This window comes from Pseudopedobacter beijingensis (genome assembly GCF_042678145.1).
GTDB classification, from domain to species: domain Bacteria; phylum Bacteroidota; class Bacteroidia; order Sphingobacteriales; family Sphingobacteriaceae; genus Pseudopedobacter; species Pseudopedobacter beijingensis.
The window spans coordinates 50,381-73,307 of the sequence record NZ_JBHUDG010000016.1 but is presented as its reverse complement, the minus strand read 5'-3'; the positions used below and the strand labels follow the sequence as shown (position 1 = coordinate 73,307).

Genomic DNA, 22,927 nt, shown 5'->3' with positions numbered 1-22,927 from the left:
TTTGGTATTATTTACCGAAATGGTTATTACAAAAAATTAAAAAAAAGACATCCTGTTTCCTCTTATACTTAAAGAGGAATTGAAGTTTTTTATAAGTAAAATCGCATCCTATGTTTAATCAGGCATAGGATGCGAAATAAAAAACTACTATTCTACGTATAATTTAAAAGTTTGCTGTGCACCGGCTTTAACTGTATAAATTCCCGAAGGAAGTTTAGATGCCAGCTCAACCTTTATATCAGAAGAAGTAAAGCTGCCTTTATATACTTCTTTTCCTACAAGGCTGCTAACGGTAACTGTAACTGGGTTACTATTATTATTTTCGCCAAGCGTGATATAAAAAGTATTTCCTTTTAAAGGGTTTGGGTATATGTTGCTGTTTTGTTTTGCCAAAGAAACAGATACAGATTGTATGCTTAGTTCTTTGGATTTTCCGTCTTTGTCTACCTGTGTTAAGCGATAATAGTTATTTCCGTTAAGTGGTTGTGCATCTGTAAATTGATAATTACTGTTTGAGCCTTTTGAGGGAACTTCTGTTAAGCTGCTAAAGTTTTTCCCGTCTGCACTTCTTTCTAAAAGAAAATAGTTATTGCCTTGTTCTGATGCTGTTGACCAGTTTAGGGAAACTGTTCCATTGGTTTGTGTTTTTGCTGTAAAATCTATCAGGCTAACGGGTAAGGTTCCTTCATCTGGTGTGCCGTAAACTTCCAGTTCCCATATTGAATGTCCGTAACCTATCATTCTGGAAGTGGCATAAATTCTAACGTAACGACCGGTAGCGCTTAATCCCGAATGCTCATAAATCCATCTGTTTGTAGTTCCCTCTTCTAAAACTGCAGGATTGTCTGTAACTGACAATACCGGTGTACCCCAACTATTTATGTCATCAGAAACCTCTATTACATAATCTTTTGACCTGGCTGATTCCCATGTGATTTTTACCCGATTGATATTATAAGATTCTCCCAAATCAACATAAATCCACTGGGGGTCTGAGGCAGCGCTTTCCCACCGAGTCCCTATGTTACCATCAACTGCTAATGCCGCATCTCCCGAAGAAACAAAAGCATCTTTATTTTTAGCAAGATTTACCGTATTACAGCTTCCTACCTCAAACGAGTGTTTTGCATTCATATTATTTTTCTCGCCTCCTGCAGGAATACTGTAGGTAAAGTAGAAATAAATTAAATCTCCCTGATTTGCTGTAATCTGATGAGGAACATTCGGTTTTATATTAGTTCCTCCCATTGTTGCGTCGGGGTCTGTCCCGTAATAGAAAATCAATGTCTGATCGCCTGTAGTTGGCATGTTTGGATTAGGGATAAAGGTTATTGTTGGATTATCATTATCCCACGAGAATGCATAAGTATAATCACTATCAAAGCCTAATCCACCACAGGTTGGAATGATAACCGGCAAGTTTACCAGAACAGTAATCGGAGATGAAATTGTAAAATCGCCAGTATTATCTGTAGCTTTTGCTGTTATTGAGTAAGTTCCGGCCATAACATGTTGCCATTCAAAAGAATAAGGGGCAGTAAGTGCTTCACCTATTTTATCATTCCCATTATAAAATTCTACTTTAGAAATTGTTCCGTCAGTATCGGCAGCATTGGCCGCAATATTAATATTGGCGGGCTGGGGGAAGTTTGCATTATTTCCGGGAGTAGTTATGGATACTGATGGAGCGTAATTTCCTCCAGCAAATGTGCCGTATACTTCCAATTCGTAGATCGAATATCCATATGGAAGAAGTCTTTTTGTACCATATACCCTTACATACCTGCCGGCTGCGGTTAAACCCGTCCAATCATTTTCAGGGGTATTGTTACCCGTTGCTGTTACAATAGGTGTTCCCCAGGTTTCTGTATCATTAGAAACTTCTATAACATAATCTTCTGCCATAGCTCCTTCCCAGAGAATTTTCACCTGGCTAATATTATAAGTTGCTCCCAAATCAACATAAATCCATTGTGGGTCTACATTGTGAATACTTTCCCACCTGCTCCCTGGATTACCATCAACAGCGGCTGACGCAACTCCAGAAGAAGCTACTGCTATTTTATTTAAGGCTAAGTTATCTTGTGCTTTCACGAAGATTACACAACACATTAATAAAATAAATAATGTAATTTTCTGTTTCATATTTCAGTTTATAGGATGAATAAATTGATTAATAATAATTCTGTAATGGGTTAAGTAAAACCTTAACAATATTAAATAAAGAAGGCCTTAAAAGAATAATATTATACCCCAACAAGTCCTATACACCCTTGCTTTTTATCTCAAAAAGCAAGGGTTTCCATACTACATTTATACTACAAATGAAACCTAGCTTAATCTTTATAGCAATACCAAATAGCTTTACTATAATTTTGCATCTAACCACTTAATTCTTATATTCAGCCAGTCTTTTATCTGGTTTACTTCTCCTTCGTATGTATAATAGATTTCGGGATTGGGCCATACTTTTTTGTCTAAAATATCCCAAATAGTAAAGTTTTTCTTTTGAGCATATTTTAGCTTTCGAGCGTGTGTATCAATACCTTTGAGCATAGCTTCCACTTCCTTCTGCCTTATCTCTTTCCATCTTTTTCTGACTTTTTCGGCAAAAACCGGATCCTGGAATAATCGTGTAAACCAAGGGCCATGCCTAATCCACCAGCCTTCCGGCTGTGTGGCAACAGAGTAATCTACATTACCCATACTAAGGTCAAAGTCCCATAAAGGTCCCATCCCCAGTTTCCCATTTCTGTCTTTATAGTAAAATATGCTACTATAGCTTTGTGCATCCTGGTTTTTCATCAATTCCTGTACTAAAAACCAGTTGATAAAAGACTCTACATTAATATATTTTGCATATCCGTTTATCGGATCTGCAAAGTTCTCTGCATAAATTGCTTTTTCTGTGTCTATAAGATAGTCTTTGATATAATTGTATTGTTCTGTGTTGGGTTCTTCAGGAGATTTTATAGCAAAAGGAAGACCTTTGAGAGTTGTTTTTACAATATAGTCCTCATCTTCGCGTCTGTCCAGCTCTACTAAATACCCACCGGTAATTTTATCAGCTTCAGTATCTTTTGACTTTAACTCTGTAATATCAACTCTTCCCGGGTTTACTTCAACTTGTTCTGTTAAGGTGTAAGTACCTATATAAGTCTCATTTAAAAAAACTTCTACCTGTCTATACTCAGGAGTATAATCAGCATGAATTGCTTTTCCCAAATCAAATGCGATAGCTGTCCTGATAAGTGTTTTATCAGCATAATTAGCTAATAAAACCCATTTTTTAGCTGCGGCTATCCCTAATATTTTTGTTTTCTCTTTTAATTTTATTCTATAAGGTTTTTTAGGCATTTCCCATGTAGAGTTTCCTCTTCCCCTGATTTCAATTGGTAAACTATTTATTTCCTGTTCAAAGTCAAGATTGGTATTGATAGAAAGATCCCCGTTTAGGTAAATGCTTTTTGAAACAATGGCGGCTTTCCCTTCTGTCCTGATATGTAAAATAGGGAGTCCTGTATATTCTTTGACTTTAAGTGTAAAGCTCTTTTCTTCGCCATTAGAAAAAGTAAAATGATATGTTACAGGTTGTACAAAGCTATTTGCTGATACTCCGCTTACCTGGTTGACTCCTTTTACCGTAACGGAGCCGATATCTTTGCTATTAAAAGAAAGAATTAAGTTCTTTTTATCGGGATTTAGTTTAGGTATAACAGCAGTAACTTCCTCTCCATTAAACTCGCAAATAACATCTTTATCAATATTTGGATTGTTTTTCGCTTCGAACCTGAGCTCTAAGGATCCTAAATATTCGGAGGTTACTTCTTGCTTAATTTTATCCTTTTTACATCCGCTGAGGGCAGCAATAAAAAACAAACAGCAATAAATTATCTTTTTCATTTTTTTGATTTTAGGAGTAGAGCTAATTGGAATATAAAAAGGTATTCGTTGTACAGAACAGGTGGATAAAAAAGAATTAAACAGAGACTGCCGTATTACAGGAAAGTCTCTGTTTTAACTATCTGAAACGCAGCCAATTTAAGCAAATATTGCCACTAGCAACTTTGAGTCTAAGGGTATGCTTTCCCTTGTTTAAAGAGATTTCTGTTTCTGTGGTTTCCCAAACATTGTCTTCTCCTGTCTTAGATAAAGAAAGAGTCTTTAAAGCTATTCCGTTTACAGAGATTTCAATGGAGGCATCTGTATAAGAGGCTCTACGAAGATCAAGTTTATACATTCCATCAGCAGGTACGTCTATTTGATATTCCATCCATTGGTCTGTCAGAAACCGATAGACTTCTAGTGTACCGGATATATCGGTTGTAGGTCTTACAGAAACCGAACTTTGCCAGCCTTCTTGCGATGCAGACATTGTAGAATTTAATGCTACATAATGTGCCGCTGAAAAAGCATTTCCTTTTGTATAATAGACTGACTTATCAAAAGTAGACATATTTATATAAACCTTTCCCAGATCTGTAAGTGTATACGGTTTTGTCTTTGTTAAAAGCTGCATAAACGGATAGCTTTCTACACTACCGGTATTTCTCGGAATAAACCATGCGTAGCGATAAACATCGGGGTTTGCTTCCATATAGTTTACCACATCGTTCATATACCTCATTTGTTGGGTTACACTGCTTATACTATTTTCCCATGCACAAAATTCTGTCATCCAGATAGGTTTTCCATATTTTTTGAACATACGAACATAAGATTTAAAGGCCGAAGGTGTTGCCATGTAACAGTGTAGGGCAATACCATCAAAATTGGAGAGTGGTACCAATTCGAAAAACTCATCCAACCATTTAATTGGATCGCTATACCCCACTAAGGTACCATAGTTCATTGCCGGAGAAATAATTTTCATATTCAACTCATCAGCAAGAGCTTTTACTTCTGGAAATATTGCCGCCGCTTGTTGTGGGGTCATATTCGCCTGATCGGTAAGATTTGGTTCGTTATATGCCAATATATATTCACATTCGGGATGTTTTTGTTTGTATGCTCTTATTTTGTCTTTACTGAAATTGCCATTCCAGGTCATAGGGAAAAACTCCATTCCTTTTGCTGAAGTAGCAACGTCAAGTTCCGAAGAAATATCATTTGCCCAGTTGTAAAACCAGGATGTTCCAGGAGCTAAAAGATCAACATCTTCCATTAACTGAAAACCATAAGAAACTCCTCTTTTTTCACTTCTGTTTTGCAGACTACTTACTTTCACCACTTCCTCTTCCTCTTGTGGCTGCGAGTTGTTTTTCTTACAAGCCGAGAAAACGGTAAATAAGATACTTAGCAATGCAACATTTGATATGATTTTTTTCATTTTTTCATTTTTTATAGAGTACAATAGCCCCACTTTTCCTGTCATCCCGACGAAGGAAGGATATGTTTAACTGTATCACAGACTGTCAATATTCTCACTGTTTCTTTTCAGTAGTTTCATGAGAGTCAATCCCTTCCTCGCCGAAAGTGATGAAAGAGATTAGTCCGCCTTTTGATATACTTTTACATAATCTACGTACATTTTTGCATCTCCTGAGGATAAAGCTGTAACCTGATTAATATTAGATATACCCGGAAAATGCCCTCCTACGGCTAAATTGAACAGAATGAAGAACTCTTTATGGAAATAATGTCCGGGAGAATTATCATCTTCTGTACTTGCAATTGACATCTGAAAATATGGAGCAACGTCTGGGTTTTTATCTAAATCCAGATACATTTTAATAGCTGTTTCATCCCAAATTAATGTATAGAGGTGAAAATCTTCCTGTAATCCGTAGCTTGATGTAAAATCTTTTGCATACATGGGGTTACTGCCCGTTGGGCTCCATTTTCCCCAATGCAATGCACCATTAAAGAAGCGGTCTTGGGTTTTATTGGCAATCCCTTTGGAGTGTCCCATTTCCAGAATATCTGTTTCTCCACACGCAGGCCAGCCAACGGTCGAATAATCGTTCCCCATCATCCAGAATGCAGGCCACAGACCATTTGCTGTTTTGGGTAATTTTATACTTGCTTCTATTTTTCCGTATTTAAAGAACTTCTTTTTTTGTGAATTTATACGGCCCGATGTTGCATTCTTTCCACTAAATTGTTCTTTTTTTGCTGTTAATATTAAACAGCTACGGCCAGAGTTGGGGTCTTTACCGACAGAAACATTTTCTTCACGGTAAAACTGTAATTCCTGATTTCCTCCTCCATCTCCATTTACCTCTATATTCCAGGTGTTTTCATCTAAAGTTTCGCCGTTAAACAAGTCTTCCCAAACAAGCTTGTAGTTGTTTGTTTCTCCGGAGCCTAATTCCTCCAATGTAATGTCTGACTCTTCTTTGTTTGGTTTGTCTTTGCTACTGCATGAGACAAGCACAATTGACAGGAGCAGTAAACTGATGTATTGATTGATTGATTTCATTTCTATTTCTCGTATCACTACAACTAAAGAGGCTAATAGCGAAAGTAAAAGCTTTTTTGTATCGTGACAATTAAAAATTAATTCGTTAAATTGTTTTGTACCAACTTTAGGTGTTTTTCTGTTTGCCTTTTCTTAAGAGGAGGCTTGCCATTAAAGGCATTTGTTTTTGAAGAACAGGAGTCGTTGTTTTGTAAGCTTATGGTTTGCTCTTGAAAATGCTAAGAGCAAACCATAAAAGCTCGTTTTTAATTACTTTTGGGCTTATAAAAGAAAATACCGTCTATATCAAGGGTCTTTCCAACACCGCCACCACTTAAAATTGCTACCACATTTGTATTCATGTCTCCTGTATATTTTAGACCTTTTCCTTTTAAATAAGACATAGGAATTTCAAAATGATGCCACTCTCCGTTACGGGTGAAATTACCGTAAGGGGCAACACCGTCAAGAGTCTCAGTACCAATAGTTATCTTAGCCACGCTCTCGTCATTTCCATTCAAAATAATCTGGTGAGTTGCATTGTCCTTACTTTTCATTGCGAAGTGAAGAACATGGTTGTCTGTTAGACCACTCAAATTTGCATAGAATTTTTCTCCCGTATCTACATTGTTGAGAGTTGCGAAACCACAACCAGACCAATCTGGGTTAGCTACAACTAAGCTTGTCCAACCTTCAACTTCACCAAATGCATTAGGCCCTGAAGAAGTACCAGGCCCATAAGTGTTTTCCCATACATATAACCACATATTATGATCATCAGTACGGTAGTCTTTCTTTACCTTGGAGGCAATATTGGTTTTGCTGGTTTCATCCAAAGTAATCAGATAATAATCACTTCCCTGAAGATATTCTGAAAGTGTTGGGTCTGTATTATTGTCATTATCATCTTTTTGTTCTTCTTCTTGTTTTTGAGGACCTTTGTCTTTCTTGCAAGATGTTAGAGATACTCCTGCGAATAACATACTTACGAAAAGTATTAATAACCTTTGTTTTTTCATTGTTTTAAAATTTGATTGTTTTAAATAGTTATTATATAAATTGATTAATTTAACTCTCCAAGCTTAACTTCTTCTTCTGGCAAGGGGAATGTTTCGTGTTTTCCTCCTATAAAATTTGCTATATGCGCTCTTACTTCTTCTGTTTCAGAGGCCTTGTAAGCATCCATTACCTCTTTTGCTACGCCCCAGCGGGTTAAGTCGAACCAGCGGTGACCTTCCATAGCCAGTTCTACCCTGCGTTCGTGGCGGATGGCTTTGCGTAAATCGCCTTTAGTATCTATATAGCCTAAATAATTAGGGAAAGCAGGGAGAATAGCATTATTTCCGCCTCTTGCTCTCGATCTCACCTCCTCTAAAGCCCATTTTGCTTGTGTAGTATTGTTGTTTTCTACACATGCTTCTGCGTACATTAACAGCACATCTGCATAACGTATGGTTTTTATATTGATTGGTCCACGTGTAGCATGGCTTAAAGTTAAAATGGTATTCCCAGGACCGTCTTCCATCATGGCATATTTCTTACTTATGTAGGTATTGCCTAGGTAAATTTCATTTGCGGTAGCTCCCGGTTGATCTAATATAGTAACCTCTCTACGAGGGTCTCCTGCTTCGTATTCGTTATAAAGGTTCTGTGTTGGTTTATTGAAGCCCCAGCCACCGCCTAATGTCGACATGCGCGAGCGTGTCAACATAACTGTAAATGTACCGCGTGTAAAGCCAAACCCTTGTCCATAGTCAGACATTGGATCGTCCATATATTGGATTTCAAAAATAGACTCAGAGCCGTTTTCGCCTAACAATGTAAAATTGTCGGCATAATTGTTTACCAGATTATACTCACCTTCATTTTCTGCCTGATCTACAATTTTTTTACCCCATATTTCTGCCTGAGGATAATCATGTCTGGTAAGATATACTTTTAATAGCATGGCCTGGGCAGCTCCTTTGGTGGCTCTTCCCAAATCTTTATCATCGTATTCGCTCTTTTTCCATAGTTTACCTTCGGCATCTTTTAAATCCTCTATGATTAAACCATAAATTGCATCTGTAGTTGCCACGGGCTGTATCCATTGGTTAGCACTTTCTATCACAAAATCAACTTTAGGAACACCTCCAAATACTCTTACTAGCCGATAATAATATAGTGCTCTAAGGAACTTTGCTTCACCTGCTATCCTGTCTTTTAATTTTTGAATTAAGGTTTCGTCTGTTCCCATTTTAGGAACTTGATCTAAAACTAAGTTACAGCGAGCTATTCCCTGATACTGTGCTCTGTAAAAATTGAGAAGGAGTTCATTGTTTGCTTGGGTTTTAAAATTTTCCATATCATAGGCAGCGGCCATATCAGTAATTCCTTGGCCTCCTTTTAACGCATCGTCAGAAACCACATCACCAATAAACCACTCGCTAAAAAAAGTACTATTATATTCCCATGCTAAGGGCATATAAGCTGCATTTATAGATTGTACGGCTGTTTCTGCTGATGTAAAGAAGTCTTCCAGCTTGGTAACTCCCGGAGAAGGAGACAATAACCATTTCTCGCAAGAAGATAGAGTTAATGCACTTGAGAAGTATATTGCTAGAAATATTTTTTTATATGTATTTTTCATATCCTCTGATCTTAAAAGTTAATGTTAGCACCAATCATGATTGTTCTGGATTGTGGATAGTTACCAAAGTCTACACCACTTCCAACTTCAGGGTCATATCCGGTGTATTTGGTAAACGTCAGCAGGTTGCTACCTGCCAGATAAAGCCTGCATCTATCAATTCCTTTGATCGTAGTAGGCAAAGTGTATCCTATCTGTACATTTTTCAATCGAAAATAGGCCCCACTTTCTATCAAGCGGCTTGATGCGAATTTGTTTACTGCTTTTATAGGGTTAGGAATACTTCCGTTTTTGTTAGTTTCAGGATTCCATAAATCACGCATAGAAGTACTTAATGTTGATTGCAATCCATCACCTTCAGTTCTGAAACGAACAGCATTGAAAATCTGATTTCCATAAACTCCCTGAAAAAATATCTGTGTATCAAAATTTTTCCAGTTGGCGCTTAAATTCAATCCGTAAGTAAGCCATGGAAAAGGGTTACCTATTTTGGTCTGGTCTTTGTCATCTATAAGTCCGTCTTTGTTCAAATCTGTATAACGGGCATCTCCTGCATGATACGCAATCTCGCTTGCCGAATAGCCTGTTAAATAATCCAGAGCGTTCTCATTTTTCGAGTATATACCTTCGTATTGGTAGCCCCAAAGTGAAAATAAGGGCAAACCTTCGTCACTTAAAGTATATGTTCCAAATACTCTTTGTCCGCCATTGAGTGCTGTTAATTCGTTCTTAATAAAAGAAACATTCCCTGTTATGTTATAATAGAATGGTTTGGTTGCTAACATCCTGGTGTTCTGATAGGTTAATGTTATTTCAGCTCCTTTGTTTTGCACGGTTCCTACGTTGGCTACCGGATCATACCGATTACCTATATGTGCCGGAGCTTTTACACTTAGCAACATGTCTTTGGTATTACGTACAAAAAGATCTACTGTACCTGAAAGTTTGCTTTGGTATAAACCAAAATCTACTCCCGCGTTCCATTGCTCGGTTCTTTCCCACTTACCACCTTTGTTTACATATGTCAAAATGGTAGCTCCTCCCGCCAACTGTTGATTTACTCCTAAAACATAGTCAACAAAAGTTGGCCCTGTGTTAAACATTTTCAGAATAAAGTTGTCTGAACCAATTTTTTCATTTCCTATTTGTCCGTAACCTATGCGTAACTTAAGTTGATCTATAACCGATGCTGAGTTTTTCATCCAGTCCTCTTCGCTTATTCTCCATGCCAAAGCTGCTGATGGGAAATATCCGTAGGGACTTTCTTGGAATTTACTTGATCCATCTGCCCTGAAATTAATCGTTGCCAGATATTTACTAGCATAAGAATATTGTGCTCTTCCTAATAAAGAGAACATTCTGGTACGAGCTACACCATCTGAAGAGGGGGTGCGATCTTCTGTCGTTTGAGACAAATACCAGTTGGTATTAACAGGATTCAGAATAGATGCTCCGGAGCCTCCAATACTATAATAATTATATTCCTCGGTAACTTGTCCCCCCATTAAAGAGAAGCTATGCTTTTTTATTTCTTTGCTATAGGTTAAAATGTTCTCAAAACGTAATACTGCAGAACGGCCCATACTGCTCGATAGAAAGTTTTTGTCCATTTTGTCATAGTCAGAATAGATATATTTTGTTTTATACAGCTTGTTTCTATTGTTATTCATATCTATACTCACGTCAGAGCGTAGAGTAAGCCCTTTTATCGGTTTAATTTCCAGATAAATATCTCCTACAATACGCTCGTTTTTATCTGAGGGGAAAGAATTATTAACCATAGAGAAAGGGTTGGTTGCATTTTCAAAATTTGAAGAGGCACTTATTTGTCCACCCAAATCTTTTCCATATCTGTTCACAGAACCTTCGGGATAATGAGTGGGATCCCAAGGTGCCATCGCCAAAGCGGCAGATAATACAGATGCTCCGGGACTGGCATTATTGTTCATGGCATTGCGCCCTTCTGACGAAGCGAAAGTAAGATTCTGCCCTATTTTAAGCCAATTTCTTAGTTGATGTCCTGAGTTTATCCGTATAGTAAGCCTTTTAAAATTAGAACCGATGATAGTACCATCCTGATCGAAGTAGCTACTACTCATAGAGTAATTACTTTTTTCGCTACCGCCATCGACAGATAGGTAATAGTTTTGTATAGATGCGTTTTTATTGAAAACTTCATCTTGCCATTCTGTTTCTATTGCACTGTAATTTATTCCGTTAGGATTTGCCGTTGATCTAATTACAGGATAATAGGGAGAAGTGTTTCCTATACGGTAAGCTGCCAGCCATCTGTTGAAGCCATATTGATCATAATAAGCCTTTTCTGATGAATTGATTAGCTCATCTGATCCATCCCCCGGAAGACGGCCTATTTCAATAATTTTTTCCACAAATTCTTTACTTTTCATTAAATCCAGCTTATTCCAACGGTTCTGTACTCCAGCATATGTGTCAAAACTGATCGTTGTCTTTCCAGATTTCCCTTTTTTGGTATTTACGAGAATAACCCCATTTGCCCCTCTTGATCCATAAATTGCCGTTGCAGAAGCGTCTTTTAAAATTTCTGTAGATTCGATGTCGTTGGGGCTGAGGAAAGAAATATCGCTAAGGATAACTCCGTCTACCACATAAATAGGGGAACTGTCGTTAACCGTACCAATACCTCTAATACGAACCACGGCAGAAGCTCCTGGTTGTCCGCTATTGGCATTAACGGTAACTCCTGCGGCTCTTCCCTGTAAAGCCTGATCTAAATTTGCTGCAGGTGTTTTTTTAAGATCCTCTGCTTTTATAGAAGTTACTGATCCTGTTAAATCACTTTTCTTTACTGTTCCATAGCCAATAGAAACGACTTCATCAAGCATTCTAACATCTGGCTTCATGCTAACATTGAGAACTCCAGAATCATTAGCTTTGAGTTCAAGCTTTTGAAATCCAATAAAAGAAAAAACAATTAACTGTTCCCTATTAGAAGTTTGTAGCGAATAATTCCCAGAAACATCTGTTTGAGTTCCAAAGGTAGTTCCCTTTATCAATACAGTAACGCCAGGAATAGGCGCTCCTTCCTCATCCGTAACCTTTCCGGTTACCTTTATTCCCTGCGCCAATAAAAAATCAGCTTGAAGAATATAAATCAATAAGAAAAATAAAACGGAGATTTTTTTCATGTAAAATTTTATTTTAGGATTAAGTTGGTACGTAATTTGGCTTATTGTAATGACTCAAATATATAACTTGTAGTAATAAATAGATGATTTTACCCCTACAACTAAACCTATACAAGTTGAAATTAGTTAAAGCAAGGCACTTTTTGGGTACTACAATACTACTACATGGAAAATAGAAGTCTGTTTTTTTGATACTCAGAATAAAATTGGTTTTCTTTACGTATTAGACCTGGTAAATAATTAAGGCCAATCAAAACCTATTCTGATGATTAATGTAATTAAATACGGATACTTCTTCTTCCTTTTGGTTTTTCCTGTTCTTTTGAACGCTCAAAATCAAATTGGATTTCCCCAAATAAATACTTATACAGGGCTAGATTATGGAGCAGGAACTCAGAATTGGTGTATTGGACAGGATGAAAGAGGAATCATGTATTTTGCCAATAATGAAGGGCTATTAGCTTTTGATGGTAGGCATTGGAAACTATATCCTCTGCCAAATCGAACAATTGTTCGTTCGTTAGAAATTACAAAGGAAGGAAGAATTTATGTGGGTGGACAAGATGAAATTGGATATTTCTTTCCAGACAGAAGCGGCGTTCTTCAATATCACTCTATAAGAGATCTTATCCCAGAAAATGAGCGTCAGCTTTCCGATATATGGGAAATAGTTCAGCATAAAGATGCCTTGTTTTTTAGAACAGCAGATAAGATACTACGACTTGTTAATAATCATTTTAGTGTTTATCGTCCCAAGCAGTTATGGGAGTTTATGGGGGAAGTACACGGGGAGGTTTATGCCCAAGATATGGGCGAAGGGTTAATGTATTATCAAAATGGTGTTTGGAAGAAAGCCCCCGCTCACCAGGTGTTTTTTAATGATTACGTAACCTCTATACAACAATATTCAACCGATACTTTATTGTTATCCACTTTAAAAAATGGCTTCTTCTTGTTAGGAAAAGACTTTATAATTAATAAAAAGACAAGTGCGGATGAAGAGTTTAAGAAAAATAGAATTTATAGAGTATTAAAAATAGGAGAAAATACTTATGCCGTGGCCACATCTTCTGCCGGTTGTTTGATTATTGATAAACAGGGACATATTCATCAAAAGCTTTCTGCAACAGAAGGCTTATATATTAATAAATTACGAAGTGTATTTATGGATCAGAATCGTAATCTTTGGTTGGGTTTAGACGATGGAATTAATTTTATAGCATTCAACAATGCCATAAAGTATATTTATCCTGATAAAGAAAAGCAAAGAAGCAGCTATTCCACCCTTGTTAACCAGGGGGAACTATATGTGGGTACTTCAAATGGAATATATGTAAACCCTATAGAGCCTAACATCAATGATTTTAGCCTTTTACGTCATTCTTTTACCGAGGTCAAAAACCTGAGAGGACAGACATGGAGCTTAAACGCGGTTGATAACAAAGTTGTTGCCGGACATGAAGATGGGGCTTATGCTATTGATGAAAATGTAGGACATCTATTGTATAACTCACCTGCTACATGGCTTTTTGAATCATTGAATCCTGATTTTCCAGATAAAATTATTGCGGGAACCTATACTGGTTTAAACTTGATATCTAAGCAAGGAAGTTCATTTATAAATGAAGGCAAGATAGCAGGAGTCACTGAATCTATGCGGTTTGTTTTTCATGACGGGAAAGTACTATGGGCTTCGCATCCTTATAGAGGTGTTTTTAAATTCGATTTATCAGAAGACCTTAAAAAAATCACTAAAACAACTATTTATGGGAACCATAAAGGTTTACCTTCAAATCTGGGAAATGTGGTTGTAAAATTAAAAGACAGGGTTATTGTTGCGGCAAAAGACGGATTGTATGAATACGATATTGCTAAGGATGCTTTTAAGAGATCTGATATTTTAGATAGAATATTTGGACGCACCGTATACCATTATCTAAAAGAAGATACCTCGGGAAATATTTGGTTTGTAAGCAATAAAAAGATTGGCGTTGTCCATTTTGAGAATCCACTAAAACTGGAAAAGTTTGATATTATCTATTTTCCTGAACTTAATTCACAAGTGGTTGCCGGATTTGAAAATATTTATCCATATAATGCGCAAAACGTTTTTATAGGAGCTAATAAAGGCCTAATTCATATTAATTTTGAGAAATATGCCCGTAATCTAAAAAAGATAAACGTTATTCTTTCTTCGGTAAAGGCCAGCAATAAAGCAGATAGTATTTTGTTTGGAGGCTACTTTGTGAAGAATTCCGGAGAAATACTTCCTTATCAGGATAAGAATAATCAGGTCGTTTTAGAAAAGAGCTTTAATTCGTTACAGTTTGAATTTTCTTCTACCCTTTACGAACAGCAGAAGAATATACAATTTTCCTACAAACTAGAAGGATTTGATGACGATTGGTCTGAATGGAATACGCGCTCAGAAAAATCATATACTAACCTACCCAAAGGTGTTTATGTATTTAAAGTTAAGGCCAGAAATAACTTCGGAAACGAATCTTCTGTGGCTACTTATACTTTTGAAATAGAGCCGGCATGGTACGAAACCAATTATTTTTATTTCTTCTGTTTCATGGCTTTTATCTTTGCTATTTATGCAATTATTAAACAACAGCAGAAAAAGCACATCAGAGCGCAAAATTTGTTAAAAAAACAACACGACCTTGAAATAGAATTGAATAAAAGCGAAATTATAAAACTGCAGAACGAAAAGCTGGAGACCGAAGTTATTTATAAAAACAAGGAATTGGCAACAACCAGTATGCACCTGGTCCAAAAAAACAAGCTTTTGTCTAAAATTAAAGACGGTTTACTTCCTTTGTGTGAGGCTCCACTTTCTCCAGAGTATGAGGATGAGTTGAAAAAGGTAATCCGCCTTTTAAACGAGTCAGAAAAATCGGATTCAGATTGGGAGCAATTTTCACATCACTTTGACCAGATCCATTCAAACTTTCTAACCAAGTTGAAAGATAAATTCCCAAATCTTAGCCAAAATGATTTGAAGCTCTGTGCGTATCTAAAAATGAATCTCTCTTCAAAAGAAATAGCTCAATTATTAAGCATTACTATCAGGGCAGTAGAAGTTAGTCGTTATCGGTTAAGAAAGAAATTGCAGCTTTCTTCAGATACCAATCTTTTTGATTACCTCTATCAGGTAACTTCAGACGAATAAACAAAAAAAGCGAGGAAGAACCAGTGTCCTAACCTCGCCCTTTTGTTTATTTAATGGAAAATCATATCTCTATAAAAAGATCTTTTCTGTGTTTTCTTACTTTCTTGTAATGCTGGTACTTGTCATCTTCATCTCTGAAACCAACAGCAGCAATAACCACAGATGTTAGATTTTTTTCTCTCAGATTCAGAATCTCGTCAAACTCGCTATTGTTAAAACCTTCCATTGGACAAGCGTCAAAACCTAAAAGAGCTGCACTTTCCAAAAGTGTCCCCAAGGCAATATAAGCCTGTCTGCTGTTCCAGTTTTTTAACTCTTCTTTATTTTTACTGTTTACAATAGATTTTAACACACCTTCCATTCCAGCAAGGCTTTCTCGACTCGTTTCTCTCGTAGCTGCAATATTATGGATGTAATCTTCGATATGACTGCTGTCAAAATTATCATATACAGCAAAAACAAAAAGTTGTGAAGCATCTGTAATTTGTGGCTGATTACTTCCCGCAGCTCGTAGTTTTGCCCTAACATCAGGGTCAGATATCACCAATATCCTATAGGGCTGCACTCCAAAAGAGCTGGGGCTCAGTTGTACCACCTCCAGTAAGTTGCTCAACTGTTCATTTGTTAGTTTCTTGGAGGTATCAAATTTTTTTGTGGCATATCTCCAATTCAATTTATCAATAATTTCCTGACTGTTCATGATTAAAATATTTTTCACAAAAATAAGTGTTTAAACACGTATATATTTTCTTTCGTGTTTTTTTTGACAAATAATTGATATTCTGCGGCATGAGTTATAGATAATTTCAATACAGCTTATATTGGAAGCGTTTTTGCTTAATATGGGAACATTAATGTAACAAAAATATGAGCAAAACAATTATAGTATCTAACAGGCTTCCTATAAAGATTATTGAAGATGATGGAAAAATACACTTGAAACAAAGTGAAGGCGGATTAGCTACAGGCTTAAGCTCTATATATAAACATGGTGATAATATCTGGATTGGTTGGCCGGGAGAAACTATTTGTGACCAAAACAGACAACAGGATGTTGTTAATTTACTAGATAAAGAAAACCTTTACCCGGTATTTTTAAGTGAGGATGAGATAGAAAATTATTACGAAGGTTTTTCTAATGAAGTTTTGTGGCCGGTATTTCATTACATGACCACTTATGCGCAATTTGAAAACCGGTATTGGAAATATTACCAAGAGGTTAACGAAAAATTTAAACAAGCTATTTTAGAAAAGATAGAGCCTGGCGATACTTTATGGATACATGATTATCAATTACTTTTACTTCCTAAAATGATTAGGGACGAAATACCAGATGTTTCTATTGGTTTTTTTCAACACATACCATTTCCATCTTACGAAATTTTCAGACTTATTCCCTGGCGTGAAGAGCTTTTATGCGGCATGCTTGGCGCTGATTTAGTAGGGTTTCATACCTATGACGATGTCCGGCATTTTATCAGCGCATCGGCAAGGTTACTTCATCTGGCAGCAAGCTCCAACAGATTACAGAAAGGGGGAAGAGAAATTTCTGTAGATGCCTTCCCCATGGGAATAGATGCCCAAAAGTTTGAGAGCATGAAGAAAGGCAGGGCAACCAAAGGCTTCTACAAAGAGCTTATTAAAAACTATAAGGGACAAAAAGTAATTCTTTCCATCGACCGGCTAGATTATAGTAAAGGCATATTACAAAGACTGCATGCCTTTGAGAGAATTCTTGAAAATCATCCGGAATATATAGAAAAAATAGTCCTATATATGGTTGTCGTTCCATCAAGAGATACCATTGCCCAGTATAAAGAATTAAAGGATGAAGTAGATAAGTTATCTGGAAATATTAACGCTCGCTTCAGGACAGAATCCTGGCATCCTGTACAGTATTTTTATCGATCGTTTCCTATGGAACATGTTGTTGCGGTTTATTCAAGAGCCGATATTTGCGTAGTTACGCCTATGCGGGATGGAATGAATCTGGTGAGTAAGGAATATATCGCTAGTCGCAGAAAACCGGATGGTTTGCTTATTTTGAGTGAAATGGCAGGCGCTTCTAAAGAGCTTTCAGAAGCTATTATTGTAAACCCAAATAATCAGGATGAGATTTATGGGGCCATACTACAGGCGTTAGAAACCAGTTTGTCTGAACAGCGGGAACGGATGAATGCACTTATTAAAACAGTAGAAAAATTTGACGTATACCATTGGGTAAAGATATTTATGACACAATTGAAACAGATTAAGCAGGCTCAGAAAGAGAACGAAACCCGAAAAATAAATAACTATATAAAAGCAAGTATCATTGAGAAAAAAGATAAGGCAACAAAAAGAGTGTTTTTTTTAGATTATGATGGTACATTGGTAGGGTTTAAGCCGGATATTAACCAAGCCTCTCCCGATAAAGAACTTTATAAACTATTACAGCAACTGAATGCCGATGAGCGCAATCTGATTGTTATTATTAGTGGCAGGCAGCAGCAAACACTGGAAAATTGGTTTGGTCATTTACCTATAGATCTCATTGCAGAGCATGGGGCCTGGATAAAGACACAAAGTGATGGATGGCAACAAACCATTACTACTTTGGCAAACAGTTGGAAAGAAGATGTAAGGCCTATGCTTGAAGCATACTCAGATCGTACACCTGGAGCATTTGTAGAAGAAAAGAACTTTTCATTAGCATGGCACTACCGGAAAGCGGATGCAGATTTGGGAGCATTAAGAGCAACAGAACTGGGCAATAACCTGAGTTATTTAACCAGAGACAAGGGATTGCAGATTTTGTCTGGAAATAAGGTGCTGGAAATCAGAAGCTCAGACGTGAACAAAGGAAAAGCAGCTTTGGCCTATCTGTTACAAAATCCTGCCGATTTTATTTTTACCATAGGCGATGATACTACTGATGAAGATACTTTTCATGCTTTGACTACTCATGCAACAACCGTAAAAGTGGGTTCAGGAATTACTGCTGCACATTATTACGTAAAAGATGTTACAGATGCCAGATCATTGTTACAGGATCTGGCATAGTTACATTCTTACAGATACAAAGGTCTGTTTAATTTAGTGGAGATACGATGAGCGGCATTCATTAACCCTACGTGGCTATATGCCTGAGGGAAATTACCCCACTGGCTTCCTGTGGTTTCATCAATATCTTCACTAAATAATTTGAGGTGATTACAATATTTCATCAGTTTTTCAAATTGAACGATGGCATCATCTAGTCTTCCAACGCAAGCAAGTGCTTCAACATACCAGAAAGCGCAAATAAGGAACGTTGCTTTTGGCTGTCCAAAGTCATCAGTATGCAGATATCTGTAAAACAGCCCGTTTGGAGTCTTCAACTCTTTTTCAAGCGCCATCAGATGTTTTTTGGCCCGGTCAGAGTTAGGGTCCAGATAATTCATCATAATTAATTGTAGGGTACTTGCATCCAAATACGGACTACCTACAGCATGGGTATATACTTCCCGTTCCGGGTCGTAACAATTTTCTATATGTTGAGCTGCTCTTTTCATAAGAGCAATAGCCCTTTCTTCAAGCTCTTCATTGTTAATGGTACGGGCTATTTTTGCTGCGGCACTACAGCCTGCCCATTGAAAAAGATTGCTGTAACAATGCATAAAAGCACTGTTTCTGAATTCCCATATTCCTGCGTCTTTCTCATCAATAGTGTGCTCTATCTTTTTTAAAGCAAATTCAACTAATGTTGCCGAGTCTTTTCTTTCCGAAAAAACAAACCTGTGATCGCAGTACAGGGGCAACAAAGAAATAAGTGCCTGCCCATAAATATCATTTTGTATGTGTTCATAAGCCTGATTGCCGATTCTTACGGGAGTATTCCCCAAATATCCCGTTAAATGATCAGCAATATTTTCTATCAGATTTTTTTCTCTGGTAATGCTGTATAACGGTTGATATCTTAATCCGGAATCATAAGAAACATTGGTCATATAATCAAAATACTTCTCTGTTTCCTCAAAATGACCAATATGGTTTAGCGCATTCATTACATAAAAAGTATCCCGAAGCCAACAATACCGATAATCCCAGTTTCTTCCACTTCCCGGAGACTCGGGCAAACTTGTTGTACTAGCAGCAATAATAGCTCCGGTGTCTTCAAACTGATGAAGTTTCAAAGCAAGGGCAGAACGTATCACATATTCCTGATAGAACTCGCCAATAGACGAATGTTTAATCCATGTTCGCCAGTAATGCTTGGTTTTACTTAAGAAGCTTTCGCAGGTAGTTTCAATAGGTGCTTCAAGCGGATTGCCAAAAGTAAGCACCAGGTATTTTTCCGTTTTCAGTACAAAATACTTCTCCTCAAAAAGATAAGACAAAGATACATTGGTAGAAAGACGTACCTTTTCCTCACAACCAATATATTCAATATGGTTACTTCCTCTGACTTTTTCCAGTTGTACTTTCCCATAATCGTATACCGGATTACAGGTAATTTTTATATGAGGGTCGCCTTCCAGTGGTTCTATTTTTCTGATCAGCATCAACGGTTTAAAAAAACGCTCGTATTGGCTAAATCTGGGGGCAAAATCAGTAATGCGGTATTTCCCTTTAGAGGTGGTTACCTCTGTACATAAAATATTGGTGTTTTCTATGTAATACTGTTTGGTAAAGTAGTTATCAGAGGGGAGCACAGAAAATTCACCTCCTTTCTCCTGATCCAGCAAAGAACCAAAAATAAAAGAACTATCAAATTGGGGCCAGCACATCCAGGCAATGTTGGTATTTTCATGTACATGAGCAATAAATGAGCAATTTCCTATTATACCGGTTTGGTAAGTGTGTCTCTCCATAAAAAATTTATTTAGTTGACATGGCTAAGGCCATTAAATACTTAAACGTCTCTATTAGAAATGAATTATATGCAGAATAGTTTTAAAAAATTTATTAAGGTTAAAAAGGGGAGCTTTTTGTCATTGCCACACTAAAGTTATTTGAGGTTTTTAGAAATAAATAAGCAGACCCGAAAGTTTAATTTATCCGTTGGCACCCCATAAATTTCCTATATACCGGTACTTCTGTATGTGGGAAGAAGAAATAAGCACTCGTATAATACATTTTCTATCCATTCAAAAACAGAGTCCGCACACAAGACCAGACAGGTGATAGATTTTGATAAGGGGCGACTAAAAGAGATAGAATACGAGTCTAACCGCTAATGCATCTTTAGTACTTCTTTAACACTTCTCCAACACTTCTTTAGCAGGTAAAAAGGAACATCAATAATGTTAATTATCTACAGGAAAAAAGGCATGTAAACTATAATCATTATTATAGAATTACATTGAGGGTAATAGCGGGAAAAACACCAAATTTGACTCCAACTTTTGAAACCATTTGATGTTACTTTCCTTATTTATTTCGACGCTCTTCTCTACGTTGTTGCCTTCGCTCTTGTCTCAGTTCTTTATTGGTTTTTTCTGCAACAGTATCTTCTTTTGCAGAAAATATTTTTTTAAGAGTGTTTGAGACATGACTAACCGAATCTTTTTTGATATTAAATAACCTAAAAAGATCTTCACTCTGGTCTTCAGATAAAGTATCTTTTGCTAAAGTATCCGTAGGCGCAATTTGTAGGCGAAGGCTTTCTCTCAAATGTACCGAATAGAAGCCGTATCCACTGGAATCTCTTTCAATATAGCCCTTACCAGCCATCAACCGTCCTATTAAATTGAAATAACCATGCAGGTAGGGTTTTAGCGATCCATCGGATTGCCAGGAATATAAAGATGATTTAGGCTTAGGAACAATATGAGCCAAATAAATACTTTCCCCAACGGATAGATCCATAGGGTGTTTTCCAAAATAATAGTTAGAAGCTTCTTTAATGCCGTAAATATTTCTTCCCCACTCAATAATATTCAGGTAAACCTCAAACATTCTGGATTTTGTGCTTAATCTTTGGTTTTCAATAAGCCAAACAATTAGCATCTCTTCCACCTTTCTGGCTATGGTTTTATTCCTGTTCAGGAAAATATTTTTAACCAGTTGCATAGAAATTGTGCTGCCTCCTCTTTTAAAAGACTTCGTTTTAAAATTAGTGCTGATAGATTGTTTAATGGACTGTTCTACAAAACCTTTATGGGTAAAAAACGAAGGATCTTCTGCTGTTAGAATAGCATTTTTGAGATTCGAAGAAATCTGATCTAATCTAACAAAATTGGGGTTTTGATCGGATACCAAAATATCTCTTACAGGTTTTCCTTTCTCATAAGGCGTATAAATAAATGGGCCGTTTATTTTCTGAAGATTAACTTTCCCGTATTCCAAAATCCTGAAATCGTGACTGGGCCTTAAGGCAGAATTAAGAACAACGCTATCTGGTGTACTTGTATCAAAAGCAAAATCAAATCTATAGCCTAATTTTCCATTTACTTTAATGCCTTCCAAAGATTCAAATAAGCCAATAGGAAAGGCATCAAAAATATGTTGTGCTTTCTGATCCGGAACATCTAGTTTTATCTGGTAAATTCGGTGTGGTTTGAGATCTATCCTTAAAAAAGGGCTAAATTCTGCTTGTCCAATTTTTACTAAAGAAGAACTATCTACAGAGAAAAAAGACTTCCCGATAACTATTTTAGCATCAATACTGGCATCGGGCACAATAACATCATCTAAAGAAATCCGTGGATGTTTAATCAATAGGTTTTTTATAGACCAATTGCCTACCAACTCAAATTCTTTTCCACTTTTTCTGGCTTTATTCAGTTCTGCAGAAACTGTATCAAAATTTAATTTAAGACCATACTTTTCTTCCAGAATGGGGAGCTCTACTTTCTTGTTTTCAGCAAAAAGTTTCAGGTCTATTTTTTCACGTGAAGGATTTACCATTCCTGTTAAATGCCAGGTAGAAAAATCGTTATTGATGATGATTTTAGAGGAAAGCTGTTTATTTACAATTTTAGCCTGAGGAATATGAATATGCATAGAAGATGTATCGCTGGTATACGAAATTCTAAAGTTTTCGACATCCATATCGTCTGGGATTTTATCCAGCACTTGGTGAATCAATTTATTTGCAAGACTGGCAAAGTCGACTTCTGTTTTTTGACTCTTATTATCTGTAGTGTCTTTTTTAAATAAGAAGTCGTAATTGCTGATGCTATCTTTTTTCACAAAATTAAGCTTGCCATTGTTAAGGTAAAATTCTGCAATTTTTACATCACCAAAAATTAAAGGAAACCATTTAATATCAATTGTTAAATCGTCTATATGCGATAGAGAATCTCTTTCTTCAGGCACCACATTAATATTGTTGAAATGTACAGAAGAGAGGCCTTTAAATCCGTATGAACCAAAATTTACATTCAAATTATACTTCTCTTTGGCTTTCTTTTTAACCTTTCCGATGGCAGTTTTTAGTAAAGCATCTCGCTTTAGGTAAGCATAGGTACCGGCACAAATAAAGACAGCAAATACCGTTATTGCAGTAATAAGCAAAGGTTTTTTGAGTCTCGTGAAGTTTAGCTTTCCAGAAAAATTTCTCATAAAATATAGTCGAAAAGTATTAAAAA

At 36.7% G+C, this 22,927-nt stretch carries 12 protein-coding genes; 2 read left to right on the top strand and 10 right to left on the bottom strand.

All coding sequences use genetic code 11. The annotated features are described in order from the left end of the window. Positions 1 to 147: 147 nt before the first annotated feature. From ACFSAH_RS10965 to ACFSAH_RS10935, 7 genes are all read right to left on the bottom strand, one after another. Entirely contained in the window at positions 148 to 2,145 is a 1,998-nt protein-coding gene (locus tag ACFSAH_RS10965; RefSeq protein ID WP_379662779.1) for a galactose-binding domain-containing protein, read from the bottom strand. Positions 2,146 to 2,367: 222 nt separating this feature from the next. Continuing rightward, on the bottom strand, positions 2,368 to 3,903 hold the full coding sequence (locus ACFSAH_RS10960) for a CotH kinase family protein (protein ID WP_379662778.1): 1,536 nt from the start codon (positions 3,901 to 3,903) through the stop codon (positions 2,368 to 2,370). 118 nt (positions 3,904 to 4,021) lie between these two features. Further along, a complete protein-coding gene (locus ACFSAH_RS10955; protein ID WP_379662777.1) occupies positions 4,022 to 5,329 on the bottom strand; it encodes a cellulase family glycosylhydrolase in 1,308 nt (435 codons plus the stop codon). A gap of 159 nt (positions 5,330 to 5,488) precedes the next feature. Continuing rightward, positions 5,489 to 6,421 carry a glycoside hydrolase family 16 protein gene (locus tag ACFSAH_RS10950; RefSeq protein ID WP_379662776.1) on the bottom strand — a complete coding sequence of 311 codons (933 nt, stop codon included), beginning with the start codon at positions 6,419 to 6,421 and terminating at the stop codon, positions 5,489 to 5,491. Positions 6,422 to 6,666: 245 nt separating this feature from the next. Next, the gene (locus ACFSAH_RS10945; protein WP_379662775.1) at positions 6,667 to 7,419 is read right to left on the bottom strand and encodes a hypothetical protein; all 753 of its coding nucleotides are present in this window, start codon (positions 7,417 to 7,419) and stop codon (positions 6,667 to 6,669) included. 44 nt (positions 7,420 to 7,463) lie between these two features. Next, positions 7,464 to 9,029: a RagB/SusD family nutrient uptake outer membrane protein gene (locus ACFSAH_RS10940; RefSeq protein WP_379662774.1), complete on the bottom strand. Its 1,566-nt coding sequence runs from the start codon at positions 9,027 to 9,029 to the stop codon at positions 7,464 to 7,466. A gap of 11 nt (positions 9,030 to 9,040) precedes the next feature. Then, on the bottom strand, positions 9,041 to 12,196 hold the full coding sequence (locus tag ACFSAH_RS10935; protein ID WP_379662773.1) for a SusC/RagA family TonB-linked outer membrane protein: 3,156 nt from the start codon (positions 12,194 to 12,196) through the stop codon (positions 9,041 to 9,043). 265 nt (positions 12,197 to 12,461) lie between these two features. Between ACFSAH_RS10935 and ACFSAH_RS10930 the strand changes: the two genes are divergently transcribed. Further along, positions 12,462 to 15,374: a triple tyrosine motif-containing protein gene (locus ACFSAH_RS10930; RefSeq protein WP_379662772.1), complete on the top strand. Its 2,913-nt coding sequence runs from the start codon at positions 12,462 to 12,464 to the stop codon at positions 15,372 to 15,374. Positions 15,375 to 15,435: 61 nt separating this feature from the next. Here the strand turns inward: ACFSAH_RS10930 and ACFSAH_RS10925 are convergent, their stop codons facing one another. Beyond that, positions 15,436 to 16,092 carry an NAD(P)H-dependent oxidoreductase gene (locus ACFSAH_RS10925; protein WP_379662771.1) on the bottom strand — a complete coding sequence of 219 codons (657 nt, stop codon included), beginning with the start codon at positions 16,090 to 16,092 and terminating at the stop codon, positions 15,436 to 15,438. A 149-nt stretch (positions 16,093 to 16,241) separates the two neighbouring features. Here ACFSAH_RS10925 and ACFSAH_RS10920 point away from each other — a divergent pair, with 149 nt between their 5' ends. Then, entirely contained in the window at positions 16,242 to 18,416 is a 2,175-nt protein-coding gene (locus ACFSAH_RS10920; RefSeq protein ID WP_379662770.1) for a bifunctional alpha,alpha-trehalose-phosphate synthase (UDP-forming)/trehalose-phosphatase, read from the top strand. 8 nt (positions 18,417 to 18,424) lie between these two features. Here the strand turns inward: ACFSAH_RS10920 and ACFSAH_RS10915 are convergent, their stop codons facing one another. Next, complete coding sequence (locus ACFSAH_RS10915; protein ID WP_379662769.1) at positions 18,425 to 20,206, bottom strand: glycoside hydrolase family 15 protein; 1,782 nt, start codon at positions 20,204 to 20,206, stop codon at positions 18,425 to 18,427. A gap of 559 nt (positions 20,207 to 20,765) precedes the next feature. After that, positions 20,766 to 22,901, bottom strand: coding sequence for a transglycosylase domain-containing protein (locus ACFSAH_RS10910; RefSeq protein WP_379662768.1), 2,136 nt, complete (start codon positions 22,899 to 22,901; stop codon positions 20,766 to 20,768). Between the last annotated feature and the right edge of the window lie 26 nt (positions 22,902 to 22,927).